At 67.8% G+C, this 15,305-nt stretch carries 15 protein-coding genes; all 15 read left to right on the top strand.

The genetic code is table 11. The annotated features are described in order from the left end of the window. Positions 1 to 3 precede the first annotated feature (3 nt). The 15 genes from thrB to AWB89_RS16910 all read left to right on the top strand — a co-directional run bounded on the left by thrB (position 4) and on the right by AWB89_RS16910 (position 15,299). A complete protein-coding gene (thrB, locus tag AWB89_RS16985; protein WP_142282559.1) occupies positions 4 to 951 on the top strand; it encodes a homoserine kinase in 948 nt (315 codons plus the stop codon). A gap of 267 nt (positions 952 to 1,218) precedes the next feature. Continuing rightward, the gene (gene rho, locus AWB89_RS16975; protein ID WP_085175230.1) at positions 1,219 to 3,072 is read left to right on the top strand and encodes a transcription termination factor Rho; all 1,854 of its coding nucleotides are present in this window, start codon (positions 1,219 to 1,221) and stop codon (positions 3,070 to 3,072) included. Positions 3,073 to 3,083: 11 nt separating this feature from the next. Further along, positions 3,084 to 4,658 (top strand): fatty-acid--CoA ligase FadD1, encoded by a 1,575-nt coding sequence (gene fadD1 / locus AWB89_RS16970; RefSeq protein ID WP_085175228.1) that lies wholly within the window; start codon positions 3,084 to 3,086, stop codon positions 4,656 to 4,658. A 147-nt stretch (positions 4,659 to 4,805) separates the two neighbouring features. Beyond that, on the top strand, positions 4,806 to 5,048 hold the full coding sequence (gene rpmE, locus AWB89_RS16965) for a 50S ribosomal protein L31 (protein ID WP_066914959.1): 243 nt from the start codon (positions 4,806 to 4,808) through the stop codon (positions 5,046 to 5,048). Positions 5,049 to 5,179: 131 nt separating this feature from the next. Further along, positions 5,180 to 6,253 carry a peptide chain release factor 1 gene (prfA, locus tag AWB89_RS16960; protein WP_085175226.1) on the top strand — a complete coding sequence of 358 codons (1,074 nt, stop codon included), beginning with the start codon at positions 5,180 to 5,182 and terminating at the stop codon, positions 6,251 to 6,253. Next, positions 6,250 to 7,095, top strand: a complete 846-nt coding sequence (prmC, locus tag AWB89_RS16955) for a peptide chain release factor N(5)-glutamine methyltransferase (protein ID WP_085175224.1) — start codon at positions 6,250 to 6,252, stop codon at positions 7,093 to 7,095. The genes prfA and prmC overlap by 4 nt, the downstream gene beginning before the upstream one ends. After that, positions 7,092 to 7,745, top strand: a complete 654-nt coding sequence (locus AWB89_RS16950; protein WP_085175222.1) for an L-threonylcarbamoyladenylate synthase — start codon at positions 7,092 to 7,094, stop codon at positions 7,743 to 7,745. Before prmC ends, AWB89_RS16950 begins: the two co-directional genes overlap by 4 nt. A gap of 64 nt (positions 7,746 to 7,809) precedes the next feature. Next, positions 7,810 to 8,997 carry a glycosyltransferase family 4 protein gene (locus tag AWB89_RS16945; RefSeq protein ID WP_174627843.1) on the top strand — a complete coding sequence of 396 codons (1,188 nt, stop codon included), beginning with the start codon at positions 7,810 to 7,812 and terminating at the stop codon, positions 8,995 to 8,997. A gap of 250 nt (positions 8,998 to 9,247) precedes the next feature. Next, entirely contained in the window at positions 9,248 to 9,715 is a 468-nt protein-coding gene (locus tag AWB89_RS16940; protein ID WP_085175220.1) for an ATP synthase subunit I, read from the top strand. Then, positions 9,708 to 10,463: a F0F1 ATP synthase subunit A gene (atpB, locus tag AWB89_RS16935; protein WP_085092759.1), complete on the top strand. Its 756-nt coding sequence runs from the start codon at positions 9,708 to 9,710 to the stop codon at positions 10,461 to 10,463. The genes AWB89_RS16940 and atpB overlap by 8 nt, the downstream gene beginning before the upstream one ends. A 52-nt stretch (positions 10,464 to 10,515) precedes the next feature. Next, a complete protein-coding gene (locus AWB89_RS16930) occupies positions 10,516 to 10,761 on the top strand; it encodes a F0F1 ATP synthase subunit C (protein WP_085092757.1) in 246 nt (81 codons plus the stop codon). A 9-nt stretch (positions 10,762 to 10,770) separates the two neighbouring features. Then, positions 10,771 to 11,289, top strand: coding sequence for a F0F1 ATP synthase subunit B (locus AWB89_RS16925; RefSeq protein ID WP_085092755.1), 519 nt, complete (start codon positions 10,771 to 10,773; stop codon positions 11,287 to 11,289). 4 nt (positions 11,290 to 11,293) lie between these two features. Beyond that, the gene (locus AWB89_RS16920) at positions 11,294 to 12,634 is read left to right on the top strand and encodes a F0F1 ATP synthase subunit B/delta (RefSeq protein WP_085175218.1); all 1,341 of its coding nucleotides are present in this window, start codon (positions 11,294 to 11,296) and stop codon (positions 12,632 to 12,634) included. A 52-nt stretch (positions 12,635 to 12,686) separates the two neighbouring features. After that, positions 12,687 to 14,387, top strand: coding sequence for a F0F1 ATP synthase subunit alpha (atpA, locus tag AWB89_RS16915; protein ID WP_085092751.1), 1,701 nt, complete (start codon positions 12,687 to 12,689; stop codon positions 14,385 to 14,387). A gap of 6 nt (positions 14,388 to 14,393) precedes the next feature. Further along, positions 14,394 to 15,299 (top strand): F0F1 ATP synthase subunit gamma, encoded by a 906-nt coding sequence (locus tag AWB89_RS16910; RefSeq protein ID WP_085092749.1) that lies wholly within the window; start codon positions 14,394 to 14,396, stop codon positions 15,297 to 15,299. Positions 15,300 to 15,305 lie beyond the last annotated feature (6 nt).

Raw genomic sequence — 15,305 nt, 5'->3', positions numbered from 1 at the left:
GAAATGAAGGCCCAGATGCTGCCCGCCGGGCTGGTGGCGAGCGCCGTGGTGTCGGCGTCCAGCGCCAACCTGGGTCCCGGGTTCGACAGCATCGGTCTGGCGTTGAGCCTGAGCGACGAAGTCGTCGTGGAGACAACGGATTCCGGCTTGGTCGTGGTGGTCGACGGCGAGGGCGCCGGGCAGGTGCCGCTCGACGCCGACCACCTGGTGGTGCGCGCCATCCACCACGGGCTGCGCGCCGCCGGCGTGGACGCCCCCGGCCTGGTGGTGCGCTGCCGCAACGCCATCCCGCATTCCCGCGGTCTCGGATCGTCGGCGGCCGCCGTCGTCGGCGGCCTGGCTGCGGTGAATGGTCTTGTCGCGCAAACGGATTCGACGCCGCTCGGCGTCGATCGCCTGATCCAGTTGTGCTCGGAATTCGAGGGCCATCCCGACAACGCCGCGGCCGCGGTGCTGGGCGGCGCGGTGGTTTCGTGGACGGACCGCACCGGCGCCGAGCCCCGGTATGCGGCGGTGTCGCTGCGGCTGCACCCCGACATCCACCTGTTCTGCGCGATCCCCGAGGAACGCTCGCTGACCTCGGAGACCCGCGTGCTGCTGCCCAGCCGGGTCAGCCACGAGGACGCGAGTTTCAACGTCAGCCGCGCCGCGCTGCTGGTCGTCGCCCTCACCGAACGGCCGGACCTGCTGATGCCGGCCACCGAGGATGTGCTGCACCAACCGCAACGCGCCCCCGCGATGCGGGGATCGGCGGAATATTTGCGGGTGCTGCGGCGTCATAACGTCGCAGCGACGCTTTCTGGGGCCGGTCCCTCCCTCATCGCATTGAGCACGGAGCCGGAGTTACCCACAGAAGCGCTGGAGTACGGGGCCGCACACGGATTTACCCTCACGAAGATGACCGCCGGCGAAGGAGTTCGCTGGAGCCCGGGCGTCACCGTCGCCGGTTAATCCACAGCGTGGCCGGAGGGTTTGCTTGCTTCCGACAGGGATGCGGGTTATCCTCGGAGCCGTCCAGCAATCGCAGCATCTGTATCTGCACACATACTGCCTTGCCGCTAGGACAACACCAATTCTTCTCGTAAACGAGGTTCGCCGTCTTCTCCGCTGATCCCGGGCGATCACCGTCGCAGAGTCGATGATTGGGCGCACTCGGCAATTTGGCTGAATGCAACGACCCCCCGTATGACCTGATCAGCGGGGGAAGAAAGGAAATCCGTGACTGATACGGACCTCTTCACGGCGGGCGAAAGCACCGACAGCAATCCGGTGCCGGACGCCGTGACCACTGACACTCCCGATGTCAAAACCAACGCCTCGACCGGCTCCCTGTCCAGCATGGTGCTGCCCGAGCTGCGTGCGCTGGCTAACCAGGTCGGCGTCAAGGGCACGTCGGGGATGCGCAAGAACGAACTCATCGCCGCGATAAAGGAAATCCGGGGACAGGCCAACGGGACTTCGGCCCCGACCGCCCCGGAGGGCGGCGGCAAATCCGACAAGACCGACACCGCCGCCGAACCGCCGGCCGACGCGCCCGTGGCGCAAGCCGAACAGAACGGTTCCACCGAGGCGCCGCGCCGGGAACGGCGCAACGCCAACCGCGACGCGGGGTCGCCCGGTCGCGCGCCCGAGGAGCAGGACCGCGAGGACTCCGGCAACCGCAAGGGCGGAGGCAACCCCGACGCGGAGAAACGCCAAGGGGGTCAACAGGACACCAAGTCCGACACCAAGACCGAAGAGCGGGGCCAGGACTCCGGCGGCGACCAGGGTTCGGGCGGCCAGCAATCGCGCGGCGGCTCCAACCAACAGGACGACGACGGCGAGGGCCGTCAGGGCCGGCGGGGACGCCGGTTCCGCGACCGCGACCGCAGGCGGCGCGGCGAGCGCTCCGGCGATGGCGGCGACACCGAGCTGCGCGAGGACGACGTCGTCCAGCCGGTCGCCGGAATCCTTGACGTTCTCGACAATTACGCGTTCGTGCGCACCTCCGGCTACCTGGCCGGCCCGCACGACGTCTACGTCTCGATGAACATGGTGCGCAAGAACGGCCTGCGCCGCGGCGACGCGGTGACGGGCGCGGTTCGGGTGCCCCGCGACGGCGAACAGCCCAACCAGCGGCAGAAGTTCAACCCGTTGGTGCGGCTGGACAGCGTCAACGGCGGCTCCGTTGAAGACGCCAAGAAGCGGCCCGATTTCTCCAAGCTGACGCCGCTGTACCCCAACCAGCGGCTGCGGCTGGAAACCACGCCCGACCGGCTGACCACCCGGGTCATCGACCTGATCATGCCGATCGGCAAGGGCCAGCGCGCGCTGATCGTCTCGCCGCCCAAGGCGGGTAAGACGACGATCCTGCAGGACATCGCCAACGCGATCACCAAGAACAACCCGGAATGCCACCTCATGGTCGTCCTCGTCGACGAGCGACCCGAGGAGGTCACCGACATGACGCGCTCGGTCAAGGGCGAGGTCATCGCCTCGACCTTCGACCGGCCCCCGTCGGACCACACCTCGGTTGCCGAGTTGGCGATCGAACGGGCCAAGCGCCTCGTCGAGCAGGGCAAGGACGTCGTGGTGCTGCTGGACTCGATCACCCGCCTGGGCCGCGCGTACAACAACGCGTCGCCGGCGTCGGGCCGCATCCTGTCCGGTGGTGTCGACTCCACCGCGCTGTATCCGCCCAAGCGCTTCCTGGGCGCCGCCCGCAACATCGAGGAAGGCGGGTCGCTGACCATCATCGCCACCGCGATGGTCGAGACCGGCTCCACCGGTGACACGGTCATCTTCGAGGAGTTCAAGGGCACCGGTAACGCCGAGCTCAAACTGGACCGCAAGATCTCCGAACGCCGGGTCTTCCCCGCGGTCGACGTCAACCCGTCCGGCACCCGCAAGGACGAGCTGCTGCTGTCGCCCGACGAGTTCGGCATCGTGCACAAGCTGCGTCGCGTGCTGTCGGGTCTGGACCCGCACCAGGCCATCGACCTGCTGATGTCCCAGCTGCGCAAGACGAAGACCAACTACGAGTTCCTGGTGCAGGTGTCCAAGACGACCCCCGGGTCGATGGACAACGACTAGCCTCGCAAGCTGTGGCGGACACGCTGCAGCAACTGCTTCGTGAGCGCATAGACCAGGACACGCCGGCGCTGAAGTACGGCGACCGGGTGTGGACCTGGCGCGAGTACCTGGCCGACGCCGCCGCCACCGCGGCCGCCGTCATCCGGGCCGCCGACCCGGACCGTCCGCTGCACGTCGGCGCGCTGCTGGGCAACACCCCCGAGATGCTGACCGCCATGGCGGCCGCCGCGCTCGGCGGCTACGTCCTGTGCGGCGTCAACGACACCCGCCGCGGCGCCGCCCTGGCCAGGGACGTCCTGCACGCCCATTGCCAGATCCTGCTGACCGATCCGGCGCACAAAGCCTTGCTCGACGGCCAGGACCTGCCCGGCGTTCAGGTGTTCGACGTGTCCGGCGAGTCCTGGGCGGCGCTGCTGGAGCGCGCCGGGCCGCTGGCCCCGCATCGCGAGGTCGCGCCCACCGACACGTTCATGATGATGTTCACCTCGGGAACCAGCGGCGAGCCCAAGGCCGTGCAGGTCACCCATTTGAGCGTGCTGTTCGCCGGCGCCACGTTGATCGCGCGGTTCGGCCTGGACGCCTCCGACGTCTGCTACCTGTCGATGCCGTTGTTCCACGCCAACGCCCTGTTCGCGGGCTGGAGCGTGGCGGTGGGCGCCGGCGCCGCGATGGCCCCCGCGACGTTCTCGGCGTCCGGGCTGCTGCCCGACCTGCGCCACTACCGGGCGACCTTCATGAACTACGTCGGCAAACCGCTGGCCTTCGTGCTGGCCACGCCGGAGCGCCCCGACGACCACGACAACCCGCTGCGCGTCGCGGTCGGCAACGAGGCGAGCGACCGCGACATCGCCGAGTTCAGCCGGCGATTCGGCTGCACGGTGTGGGACGGCTTCGGGTCCACCGAGGCCGCGATCGTCATCACCCGCGAGGACGGCTGCCCGCCCGGGTCGCTGGGCCGCGGCTTCCCCGGGGTGGCCATCTACAACCCGGACACGCTGGCCGAGTGCCCGCCCGCCGCCTTCGACGGGGACGGGGCCCTGACCAACCCCGACGAGGCGATAGGGGAGCTGGTCAACACCGCCGGCGCCGGCCTGTTCGCCGGCTACTACAACGACCCGGAGGCCACCGACGAGCGCCTGCGGCACGGCATGTTCTGGTCCGGCGACCTGGCCTATCGCGACGCCGACGGGTGGATCTACTTCGCCGGGCGCAGCGGCGACTGGCTGCGCGTCGACGGCGAGAACATGACCACGGCGCCCATCGAGCGCATCCTGCAGCGGTTGCCCCCGGTCAGCCACGTCGCGGTGTACGCGGTGCCCGACGAACACGTCGGCGACCAGGTCATGGCGGCCATGGTGCTGGCCGACAACGCGCGGCTGACGCCCGAGGAGTTCGGCCAGTTCCTGGCCGCCCAGCCCGACCTGTCGCCCAAGGCGTGGCCCCGCTACGTCTGGGTCACCGATCGGCTGCCGACCACGGCGACCAACAAGATCCTCAAGCGCGAGCTGGCCGCCCGCGGCGCCGCCCCCGGCGGCGGCGTGCTGTGGACCCGCGGCGCAAAAAGCCGCGTCTACCGCGACACATGAACCATGCACCTGCCCGGGAATGCGCGGGGGCGCCTCCGCGTTTGGGGAGATGTAGGTTGACCTGGCATAATCGACGGTCGACTACCCCGAGGACCAGTTCAGGTCCCAGGAGTTCGCGCCGGGGCGCACACGATCGAAGAGGACATGATGAAAGCTGATATTCACCCCGCCTACGGTGAGACCACCGTGCACTGCGGGTGCGGCAACACCTTCACCACCCGCAGCACCAAGCCCGGCGGCAACATCGTCGTCGAGGTCTGCTCGCAGTGCCACCCGTTCTACACCGGCAAGCAGAAGATCCTCGACAGCGGCGGCCGGGTGGCCCGCTTCGAGAAGCGCTACGGCAAGCGCAAGGCCGCAGCCGACAACGGCGAGTCGACCGACAAATAGCTGGCTTACCGACGCCCGAACTGTGCCCACAGCCGCACAGGCCGGGCGTCGGTTCGCGTATGTGACGATCGCAATCGCGGCGCAGCCGGGCGAAGCGGGTCGTCACCATCGATCAGGGCGGGAAAAGTGACATGACGCAGCCGGTGCAGACCATCGACGTGCTGCTGGCCGAACACGCCGAGCTCGAGCAGCGGCTGGCCGACCCCGAACTGCACAGCAACCCCGACGAGGCCCGCAAGGCCGGCCGCCGGTTCGCCCGGCTGGCCCCGATCGTCGGCACCTACCGCAAGCTGGCGGCCGCGCGCGGCGACCTCGAGACGGCCCGCGAACTGGCCGCCGACGACGAGTCCTTCGCCGACGAGGTGACCGAACTGGAGACGCGGGTGGCCGAGCTGGACACCCAGCTCACCGACATGCTGGCGCCGCGCGACCCCCATGACGCCGACGACATCGTGCTCGAGGTCAAATCCGGTGAGGGCGGCGAGGAATCGGCGTTGTTCGCCGCCGACCTGGCCCGGATGTACATCCGCTACGCCGAGCGGCACGGCTGGACGGTCACGGTGCTGGACGAAACCACCTCGGATCTGGGCGGTTACAAGGACGCGACGCTGGCCATCGGCAGCAAGGGCGACACCGCCGACGGGGTGTGGTCGCGGATGAAGTTCGAGGGCGGCGTCCACCGGGTGCAGCGGGTTCCGGTGACGGAATCGCAAGGGCGCGTTCACACTTCGGCGGCGGGCGTGCTCGTCTATCCGGAGCCCGAGGAAGTCGGCGAGGTGCAGATCGACGAGTCGGACCTGCGCATCGACGTCTACCGCTCGTCGGGCAAGGGCGGCCAGGGCGTCAACACCACCGACTCCGCGGTGCGGATCACGCACCTGCCCACCGGAATCGTCGTCACCTGCCAAAACGAACGGTCCCAGCTGCAGAACAAGGCCCGCGCCCTGCAGGTGCTGGCCGCGAGGCTGCAGGCGCTGGCCGAGGAGAAGGCGCTGGCCGACGCGTCGGCCGATCGGGCCAGCCAGGTCCGCACCGTGGACCGCAGCGAGCGGATCCGCACCTACAACTTCCCGGAGAACCGCATCACCGATCACCGAATCGGTTTCAAGGCGCACAATTTGGATCAGGTGCTCGACGGCGACCTCGACGCGTTGTTCGACGCGCTGGCCGCCGCCGACAAGCAGTCGCGGCTGCAGCAGGCATGACCCTCCTGCGGCGCGCGATCGACTCGGCTGCGGCGCAACTCGCCGAAGCCGGGATCGATTCCGCCCGTTACGACGCCGAGGAGCTGGCCGCCCACCTGGTCGGCGCCGAACGCGGCCGGCTGGCCCTGCTCGAGGCGCCCGACGACGAATTCTTCGGGCGCTACCGCGACATCGTCGCCGCGCGCTCGCAGCGGATTCCGTTGCAGCACCTCACCGGGACGGCGGCGTTCGGGCCGGTGACGCTGCGGGTGGGCCCGGGCGTGTTCATCCCGCGCCCGGAGACCGAGGCGATGCTGGAGTGGGCCACCGCGCAGCCGCTGGGCGCCCGGCCCGTGATCGTCGACGTGTGCACCGGCTCGGGCGCTCTGGCCGTGGCCCTGGCCCGCCACCGCCCCGCCGCGCGGGTCATCGGGATCGACGACTCCGACGCGGCGCTGGCCTACGCGCGACACAACACCGAGGGCACCGCCGTGGAGCTGGTGCGCGCCGATATCACCGCGACCGAGCCGCTCACCGAGCTCGACGGGCTGGTCGACCTGGTGGTGGCGAACCCGCCCTACGTGCCCGACGGCAGCGCCGTGGAAGCCGAAGTGGCCCAACACGATCCGCCGCACGCGGTGTTCGGTGGGGCGGACGGGATGGCGGTGATCGCCGCCGTGGTGCGCCACGCGGGGCGCTGGCTGCGCCCGGGCGGCCGCCTCGCCGTCGAGCATGACGACACCACCGCCGCGCGGACCGTCGAATTGCTGCACGGCACAGGGCTTTTCGAGGACATCGAGGCCCGGCGCGATCTCGCCGGACGGCCGAGGTTCGTGACGGCCCGGCGGGGGGAGTCGTCGTGACCTCCGTCTTCGACTGCGCGGACCCCGACCAGCGCTCCCTCGGCATCGCCTCGGCCGCGGGCGCGGCGAAAAGCGGCCGGCTCGTCGTGCTGCCCACCGACACCGTGTACGGCATCGGCGCCGACGCGTTCGACAGCACCGCGGTGGCCGCGCTGCTCGCCGCGAAGGGGCGGGGCCGCGACATGCCGGTCGGCGTGCTGGTCGGCTCCTGGCACACCATCGAAGGGCTGGTCTACACGATGCCCGCCGGGGCGCGCGACCTGATCCGCGCCTTCTGGCCCGGCGCGCTGAGCCTGGTGGTGCGGCAGGCGCCGTCGTTGCAGTGGGACCTCGGCGACGCCCGGGGCACCGTCATGCTGCGGATGCCGCTGCACCCGGTCGCCATCGAGCTGCTGCGCGAGGTCGGGCCCATGGCGGTGTCCAGCGCCAACGTGTCGGGCCGCCCGCCCGCGGTCGACGCCGCCGAGGCCCGCAGCCAACTCGGCGACCTGGTCGACGTCTATCTCGACGCCGGCCCGTCGCAGCAGCAGGCCGCCTCCACGATCGTCGACCTGACCGATGACGCCCCGCGCATCCTGCGCCCCGGCCCGGTGAGCGCCGAGCGGATCGCGGAAGTGCTTGGCATGGACGCGGCAAGCCTGATCGCCTAGCCCGAATTGCTCGGCTAGCTGCAACGCGGCCGATCCGGTCTCAGGTTGGTGCAGTACGGTCTCGGTGGTGTCCAGCCTTGCCGGTGGCCTGCTCGCCCTGTCCGATCGCGGCACCGGTGTCCCGCTGCGCGAGCTCGCCCTGGTCGGCCTGACCGCGGCCATCGTCACCTACTTCGCGACCGGCCCGGTGCGGGTGCTGGCCACCCGGCTGGGAGCGGTCGCCTACCCGCGGGAACGCGACGTGCACGTGACACCCACGCCACGCATGGGCGGGCTCGCGATGTTCGTCGGCGTCGTCTCGGCCGTTTTCCTGGCCTGGCAGCTCCCCGCGCTCACCCGCGGCTTCGTGTACTCCACCGGCATGCCGGCCGTCCTGGTGGCGGCCGCCGTGATCGTGGGCATCGGCCTGATCGACGACCGCTGGGGCCTGGACGCCCTGACCAAGTTCGCCGGCCAGATCACCGCGGCCAGCGTGCTGGTCACGATGGGCGTCGCCTGGAGCGTGCTGTACATCCCGATCGGCGGGGTCGGCACCATCGTGCTGGACCAGGCCTCCTCGATCCTGCTCACCCTGGCGCTGACCGTCTCGATGGTCAACGCGATGAACTTCGTCGACGGGCTCGACGGCCTGGCCGCCGGGCTGGGCCTCATCATGGCTATGGCGATCTGCATGTTCTCGGTCGGCCTGCTGCGCGACCACGGCGGCGACGTGTTGTTCTATCCGCCCGCCGTCATCTCCGTCGTGCTCGCGGGGGCCTGTCTGGGGTTTCTGCCGCACAACTTCCATCGGGCCAAGATCTTCATGGGCGATTCCGGCTCGATGCTGATCGGCCTGATGGTCGCCGCGGCCGCGACGACCGCCGCCGGCCCCGTCTCGCAGAACGCCTACGGCGCCCGCGACGTGTTTGCTCTGCTGGCGCCGTTCCTGCTGGTGGTGGCCGTCATGTTAGTGCCGATGCTCGATCTTTTACTGGCGATCGTGCGCCGCACCCGCGCGGGCCGCAGCGCATTCAGCCCCGACAAAATGCACCTGCATCACCGGTTGCTGCAAATCGGGCATTCGCATCGCCGGGTGGTGCTGCTCATCTATCTCTGGGTGGGCATTGTCGCGTTCGGCGCCGCGAGCACCATCTTTTTCAACCCGCGCGATACCGGCGCGGTCATGCTGGGCGCAATAGTGGTCGCCGGAGTGGCCACCGCGATCCCGCTCATGCGCCGCCGCGACGACTACCAAGACGTGGACTTGGACTGACCGCAACCGCCTACGACGCCCGGTAGTAGTGGTGCCGATCGTATGGTACGGTGCAGGTAGAACCCCAAAAAGAGACCTTGAGGGTTGCCGGCCAGCCGGCCCGTCGGACGCCCGTCCGAGCGCGCCGATCGCCGACCGACGTAGGGAGCTACCCCTTGGGTGATTCCCCTGTGACGTGCGATACGCTCGGCGGGCCACCGATCGGTCGGTCGGGGGTTCCCCGCTCACTACCTGGGATTGAGGTGCTGCAGTGACGACGCCAGCGCAGGACGCGCCGTTGGTGTTTCCCTCTGTTGCTTTCCGTCCGGTTCGGCTGTTTGTGATCAGCGTCGGGATCACGGCGCTGGCGATCCTCGCGGCCGGATTGATGGGCCGCCTCATGCTCGGCGTGTTCTTCGGTGTCGGGTTGCTCTTGGGTTTGCTCAACGCGCTGCTCGTGCGGCGTTCGGTCGCGTCGATCACCGCGAAAGAGCACCCCCTGAAAAGCTCGATGGCAGTCAATTCGGCGACGAGGTTGGCGATTATCACCATCGTCGCGCTGGTCCTTGCCTACGTTTTCCGGCCGAATGGCTTGGGCGCGATGTTCGGCCTGGCGCTTTTCCAGGTGCTCTTGGTCGCGTCGACCGCACTACCGGTGTGGAAAAAGCTGCGGACGGGGGAACCGGTGTCGTCATCGGCCCTGGAGGACACTGACGGAAGGAGCGCCGGCGATGATTGAGACGTTCCTGGCCGGTTCCCAGATCGAGGTCGGCGAGCACACCACCGCGAAGTGGCTCGGCCTGACCGTCAACACGGACACCATCCTGTCGACCGCGATCACCGCGGTGATCGTGCTCGCGTTGGCCTTCTTCCTGCGCGCCAAGATCACGTCGAGCGGTGTTCCCAGTGGGGTTCAGCTGTTCTGGGAGGCGCTCACCATCCAGATGCGCAACCAGATCGAAAGCGCCATCGGGATGCGAATCGCGCCGTTCGTGTTGCCGCTGGCGGTCACGATCTTCGTGTTCATCCTGATCTCCAACTGGTTGTCGGTGCTGCCATTGCAGTACACCGACAAATCCGGTCACACCACCGAGTTGCTCAAGTCGGCGGCGGCGGACATCAATTACGTTCTGGCGCTGGCCCTTTTCGTGTTCGTCTGCTACCACGTGGCCGGGATCTGGCGTCGCGGCATCGTCGGGCACCCGATCAAGGTCCTCAAGGGGCACGTGGCGTTCCTGGCGCCGATCAACCTGGTCGAGGAGCTGGCGAAGCCGATCTCGTTGTCGCTCCGACTTTTCGGCAACATCTTCGCCGGCGGCATCTTGGTGGCGCTGATCGCGATGTTCCCGCCGTACATCATGTGGGCGCCCAACGCGATCTGGAAATCGTTCGACTTGTTCGTCGGGGCGATCCAGGCGTTCATCTTCTCGATCCTGACCATCTTGTACTTCAGCCAGGCCATGGAGCTCGAAGACCACCATGATTAGCCCGCTCGTTGTCAGATAAGCCAACAGATAAAGCTGGATAAAGGAGGAAAGAATGGACCCCACTATCGCTGCCGGTGCACTCATCGGCGGTGGAATCATCATGGGCGGCGGCGCAATCGGCGCCGGTATCGGTGACGGTATTGCCGGTAACGCTCTGGTCGCGGGCATCGCCCGGCAACCCGAGGCGCAGGGCAGGCTGTTCACGCCGTTCTTCATCACCGTCGGTCTGGTCGAGGCGGCGTACTTCATCAACCTGGCGTTCATGGCGTTGTTCGTCTTCGCCACCCCCGTCACGTAGTTCGCTGTGATGGGTGACCCGAACCCCGTGGTGCTTGCCGCCGGCCAGGTGGTAGCCGAGGGAGGCAAGGGGGGGAGTAACTTCCTCGTCCCCAACGGCACGTTCTTCTTCGTGCTGGCCATCTTCCTGATCGTGCTCGCCATCATCGGCACCTTCGTGGTGCCGCCGATCCTGAAGGTGTTGCGCGAGCGCGACGCCATGGTCGCCAAGACCGCCGCCGACAACAAGAAGTCGGCCGAGCAATTCGAGGCGGCCCGGGCCGATTACGAAGAAGCCATGAAGGAGGCCCGCGTGCAGGCGTCGTCCTTCCGCGACAACGCCCGGTCGGAGGGCCGTAAGGCCGTCGAAGACGCGCGCGCCGGTGCCGAGCAAGAGGTGATGTCGACGCTGCAGATGGCCGCCGAGCAACTGAAACGCGAGCGGGACGCCGTGGAACTGGATCTGCGGGCCAACGTCGGAACCATGTCGGCGACCCTGGCCAGTCGGATCCTCGGCGTCGACGTCACGACCTCCGCCGCGACAAGGTAAAGAGATGTCGACTTTTTTGGGGCAGTTGGGCGGGTTCGCCCTCATCGTGTTCATCGTCTGGCGTTACGCCGTACCGCCGGTGCGCAAGATGATGACCGCGCGGCAGGAGCTGGTGCGCCAGCAGCTGGCCGATTCGGCCGCGGCAGCCGAGCGGCTGACCGAGTCGAAGACCGCGCACGAAAACGCCGTGGACGCCGCCAAAGAAGAAGCGGAGCAAATCGTCGAAGAGGCCCGGGCGGACTCGGAACGCATCGCCGAGCAGATGCGGGCCCAGGCCGAAGTCGAGGCCGAGCGCGTCAAAGCGCAGGGCACGCGCCAGGCCGAGTTGCTGCGGACACAGCTGACCCGCCAGCTTCGCCTGGAACTCGGACACGAATCCGTCCGCCAGGCCGAGGAATTGGTGCGCAGCTACGTCGCCGACCCCGAACAGCGGTCTTCCACCGTGGATCGGTTCCTGGATGACCTCGAGGCCATGGCGCCCGCGCCCGCCGAGGTCGCCTACCCGCTGCTGACGAAGATGCGTTCGGCCAGCCGGCACGCGCTGCGAAACCTCTCGGACCGGTTCGGCACCATCGCCAAAAACCTGGACAACAAAGCGCTTTCCACCCTCTCCAGCGAGCTGGTGGCGGTCGCCAAGATGCTGGACGGCGAAATCGTCGTCACCCGGTACCTCACCGTGCCCGCCGAGGACGCGGCGCCGCGGGTCCGGCTCATCGAACGCCTGGTGTCCGACAAGGTGGGCGACGCGACGCTCGACGTGCTGCGGGCGGCGGTTTCCGAGCGCTGGTCGGCCAACTCCGACTTGGTCGACGCCATCGAACACATCTCGCGTCAAGCGTTGCTCGAAGTCGCCGAACGCGAAGACAAGGTCGACGAGGTCGAGGACCAGTTGTTCCGGTTCTCTCGCGTTCTTGATGCGCAGCCGCGGCTCGCCATCCTGTTGGGCGACTTTGGGACTCCCGCCGAGGGCCGGATCGGCTTGCTGCGCAAGGTGCTCGAGAACGCAAGCGGCCGGGTCAACCCGATCGCTTTGGCACTGCTGACCCAGACCGTCGAGCTGCTGCGGGGCGAGTCGGCCGAGGTGGCCGTGAAGTTCCTGGCGAAAGTGGCGGTGGCGCGCCGCGGCGAAATCGTCGCACAGGTCAGCGCCGCGGCCGAGCTCAGTGACGACCAGCGGACCCGTCTCATCGAGGTCCTCAGCCGCATCTACAACCATCCGGTGACCGTGCAGCTGCAGACGGACCCCGAGCTGTTGGGCGGGCTGTTGATCGCGGTGGCCGACGAGGTGATCGACGGGACGCTCTCCGCTCGCCTGGCCGCCGCCCAAGCCCAGCTGCCCGACTGACACGCCATCTTTAACCGACGCGAACGAAGATCAAGTAGGAAGACGAAAAGCCATGGCAGAGTTGACAATCTCGGCTGACGACATCCAGAGCGCCATCGAGGAGTACGTGGGCTCCTTCACGTCCGACACCTCGCGCGAGGAAGTCGGCACCGTCATCGGGGCCGGGGACGGCATCGCGCACGTCGAAGGCCTGCCCTCCGTCATGACCCAGGAACTGCTCGAGTTCCCGGGTGGGGTCCTCGGCGTCGCACTCAACCTCGACGAGCACGACATCGGCGCGGTCATCCTGGGCGATTTCGAGAAAATCGAAGAGGGCCAACAGGTTAAGCGCACCGGCGAGGTGTTGTCGGTGCCCGTCGGCGACGCGTTCCTGGGCCGGGTCGTCAACCCGCTGGGCGAGCCGATCGACGGCGGCGGAGACATCGAGACCGACATCCGGCGCGCACTGGAAATCCAGGCGCCGTCGGTGGTGCAGCGCCAGGGCGTGAGCGAGCCGCTGCAGACCGGGATCAAGGCCATCGATGCCATGACCCCGATCGGCCGCGGTCAGCGGCAGCTGATCATCGGCGACCGCAAGACCGGCAAGACCGCCGTGTGCGTCGACACCATCCTCAACCAGCGGCAGAACTGGGAGAGTGGCGACGAGAAGAAGCAGGTGCGCTGCGTGTACGTGGCCATCGGCCAGAAGGGCACCACGATCGCCGCCGTGCGCCAGGCCCTCGACGAGGGCGGCGCGATGGACTACACCACCATCGTCGCGGCACCCGCGTCGGACTCTGCCGGCTTCAAATGGCTTGCGCCGTACACCGGCTCGGCGATCGCCCAGCACTGGATGTATGACGGCAAGCACGTGCTGATCGTCTTCGATGACCTCAGCAAGCAAGCCGAGGCCTACCGCGCGATCTCGCTGCTGCTGCGCCGGCCGCCGGGCCGCGAGGCGTACCCCGGCGACGTTTTCTACCTGCACTCGCGGCTGTTGGAGCGCTGCGCCAAGCTCTCCGACGACCTCGGCGGCGGCTCGCTGACCGGCCTGCCGATCATCGAGACCAAGGCCAACGACATCTCGGCCTACATCCCCACCAACGTCATCTCCATCACCGACGGGCAGTGCTTCCTGGAATCCGACTTGTTCAATCAGGGTGTCCGCCCGGCCATCAACGTCGGTGTCTCGGTGTCTCGCGTGGGCGGCGCGGCGCAGATCAAGGCCATGAAGGAGGTGGCCGGCTCGTTGCGTCTGGACCTGTCGCAGTACCGCGAGCTGGAGTCCTTCGCTGCGTTTGCCTCTGACCTGGACGCCACGTCCAAGGCGCAGCTGGAGCGCGGGGAACGGCTGGTCGAATTGCTCAAGCAGCGGCAGTACCAGCCCATGCCGGTCGAGGAGCAGGTGGTCTCTATCTTCCTGGGCACCGGCGGCCACCTGGATTCCGTCCCCGTCGAGGACGTCCGGCGGTTCGAAACCGAATTGCTGGACCACATGCGGGCTTCCGAAGAGAAATTCCTCGCCGGGATCCGCGACAGCGGCAAGCTCTCCGAAGAGGGCGAGAACGAGCTCACCGAGATCATCAACAAGTTCAAGAAGGGCTTCGCGGCCTCCGACGGCGGGTCCGTGGTGCCCGACGAGCATGTCGAGGCGATGGACGAGGAGGACCTGGAAAAGGAGTCGGTGCAGGTCAAGAAAGAGAAGCCGAAAGACAAGGAAGCCAAGAACTCCAAGAAGGAATCCGCGGACGTTTCCGGTAAGGACAAGAAGTAGTTAGCGATGGCTGCCACACTTCGTGAACTGCGCGGCCGGATCCGCTCCGCAGGGTCGATCAAGAAGATCACCAAGGCCCAGGAGATGATCGCGACATCGCGCATCGGCAAGGCGCAGGCCCGGCTGGAATCGGCCAGGCCCTACGCCGCACAGATCACCTCGATGCTCACCACCCTGTCCAGTGAAGCCGCGCTGGATCACCCGCTGCTGGTCGAACGAGAAGACCCGAGGCGGGCCGGGGTCCTGGTGGTGTCGTCCGACCGCGGTTTGTGTGGCGCGCACAACTCCGGCATCTTCCGTCGTTCCGAGGAGCTGTTCTCCCTGCTGAGGGAGGAAGGCAAGACGCCGATCGTGTACACGGTGGGCCGAAAGGCGCAGAACTACTTCAAGTTCCGCAATTGGGACATCACCGAATCGTGGACGGGCTTTTCCGAGCAGCCGCAGGTGGAGAACGCCCAAGAGATCGCCTCGACCCTCGTCGATGCCTTCATGAAGGGTGCAGGCGACGAGGACTCCGACGAGCAGGGCGTCGACGAACTGCACATCGTCTACTCGGAGTTCAAGTCGATGATGTCGCAGGCGGCGGTGGCCCACCGCATCGCGCCGCTGGTGGTGGAGTACGTCGAAGAGACCGATGAACTCCACACGTTGTACTCCTTCGAGCCCGGCGCGACAGAGCTTTTCGATGCCCTGTTGCCCCGGTACATCACGACCCGCGTCTACGCGGCTTTACTCGAATCCGCGGCGTCCGAGCTGGCGTCGCGTCAGCGAGCGATGAAGTCCGCAACCGACAACGCGGACGACCTGATCAAAGAACTGACGCTGATGGCGAACCGCGAGCGGCAGGCCCAGATCACCCAGGAGATCAGCGAAATCGTCGGCGGCGCAAACGCGCTCGCCGACGCTAAGTAGCGCACG

It is taken from the genome of Mycobacterium paraense (assembly GCF_002101815.1).
GTDB lineage: Bacteria > Actinomycetota > Actinomycetes > Mycobacteriales > Mycobacteriaceae > Mycobacterium > Mycobacterium paraense.
The sequence above is the reverse complement of the archived record's forward strand: the minus strand, read 5'-3'. Positions and strand labels throughout refer to the sequence as shown.

Excerpts from the sequence above, each read along its gene's own strand:
- thrB (WP_142282559.1), top strand. The coding sequence starts at position 4 with ATGAAGGCCCAGATGCTGCCCGCCGGGCTGGTGGCGAGCGCCGTGGTG.
- rpmE (WP_066914959.1), top strand. The coding sequence starts at position 4,806 with ATGAAAGCTGATATTCACCCCGCCTACGGTGAGACCACCGTGCACTGC.
- prfA (WP_085175226.1), top strand. The coding sequence starts at position 5,180 with ATGACGCAGCCGGTGCAGACCATCGACGTGCTGCTGGCCGAACACGCC.
- prmC (WP_085175224.1), top strand. The coding sequence starts at position 6,250 with ATGACCCTCCTGCGGCGCGCGATCGACTCGGCTGCGGCGCAACTCGCC.
- atpB (WP_085092759.1), top strand. The coding sequence starts at position 9,708 with ATGATTGAGACGTTCCTGGCCGGTTCCCAGATCGAGGTCGGCGAGCAC.
- AWB89_RS16930 (WP_085092757.1), top strand. The coding sequence starts at position 10,516 with ATGGACCCCACTATCGCTGCCGGTGCACTCATCGGCGGTGGAATCATC.
- AWB89_RS16925 (WP_085092755.1), top strand. The coding sequence starts at position 10,771 with ATGGGTGACCCGAACCCCGTGGTGCTTGCCGCCGGCCAGGTGGTAGCC.
- AWB89_RS16920 (WP_085175218.1), top strand. The coding sequence starts at position 11,294 with ATGTCGACTTTTTTGGGGCAGTTGGGCGGGTTCGCCCTCATCGTGTTC.
- atpA (WP_085092751.1), top strand. The coding sequence starts at position 12,687 with ATGGCAGAGTTGACAATCTCGGCTGACGACATCCAGAGCGCCATCGAG.
- AWB89_RS16910 (WP_085092749.1), top strand. The coding sequence starts at position 14,394 with ATGGCTGCCACACTTCGTGAACTGCGCGGCCGGATCCGCTCCGCAGGG.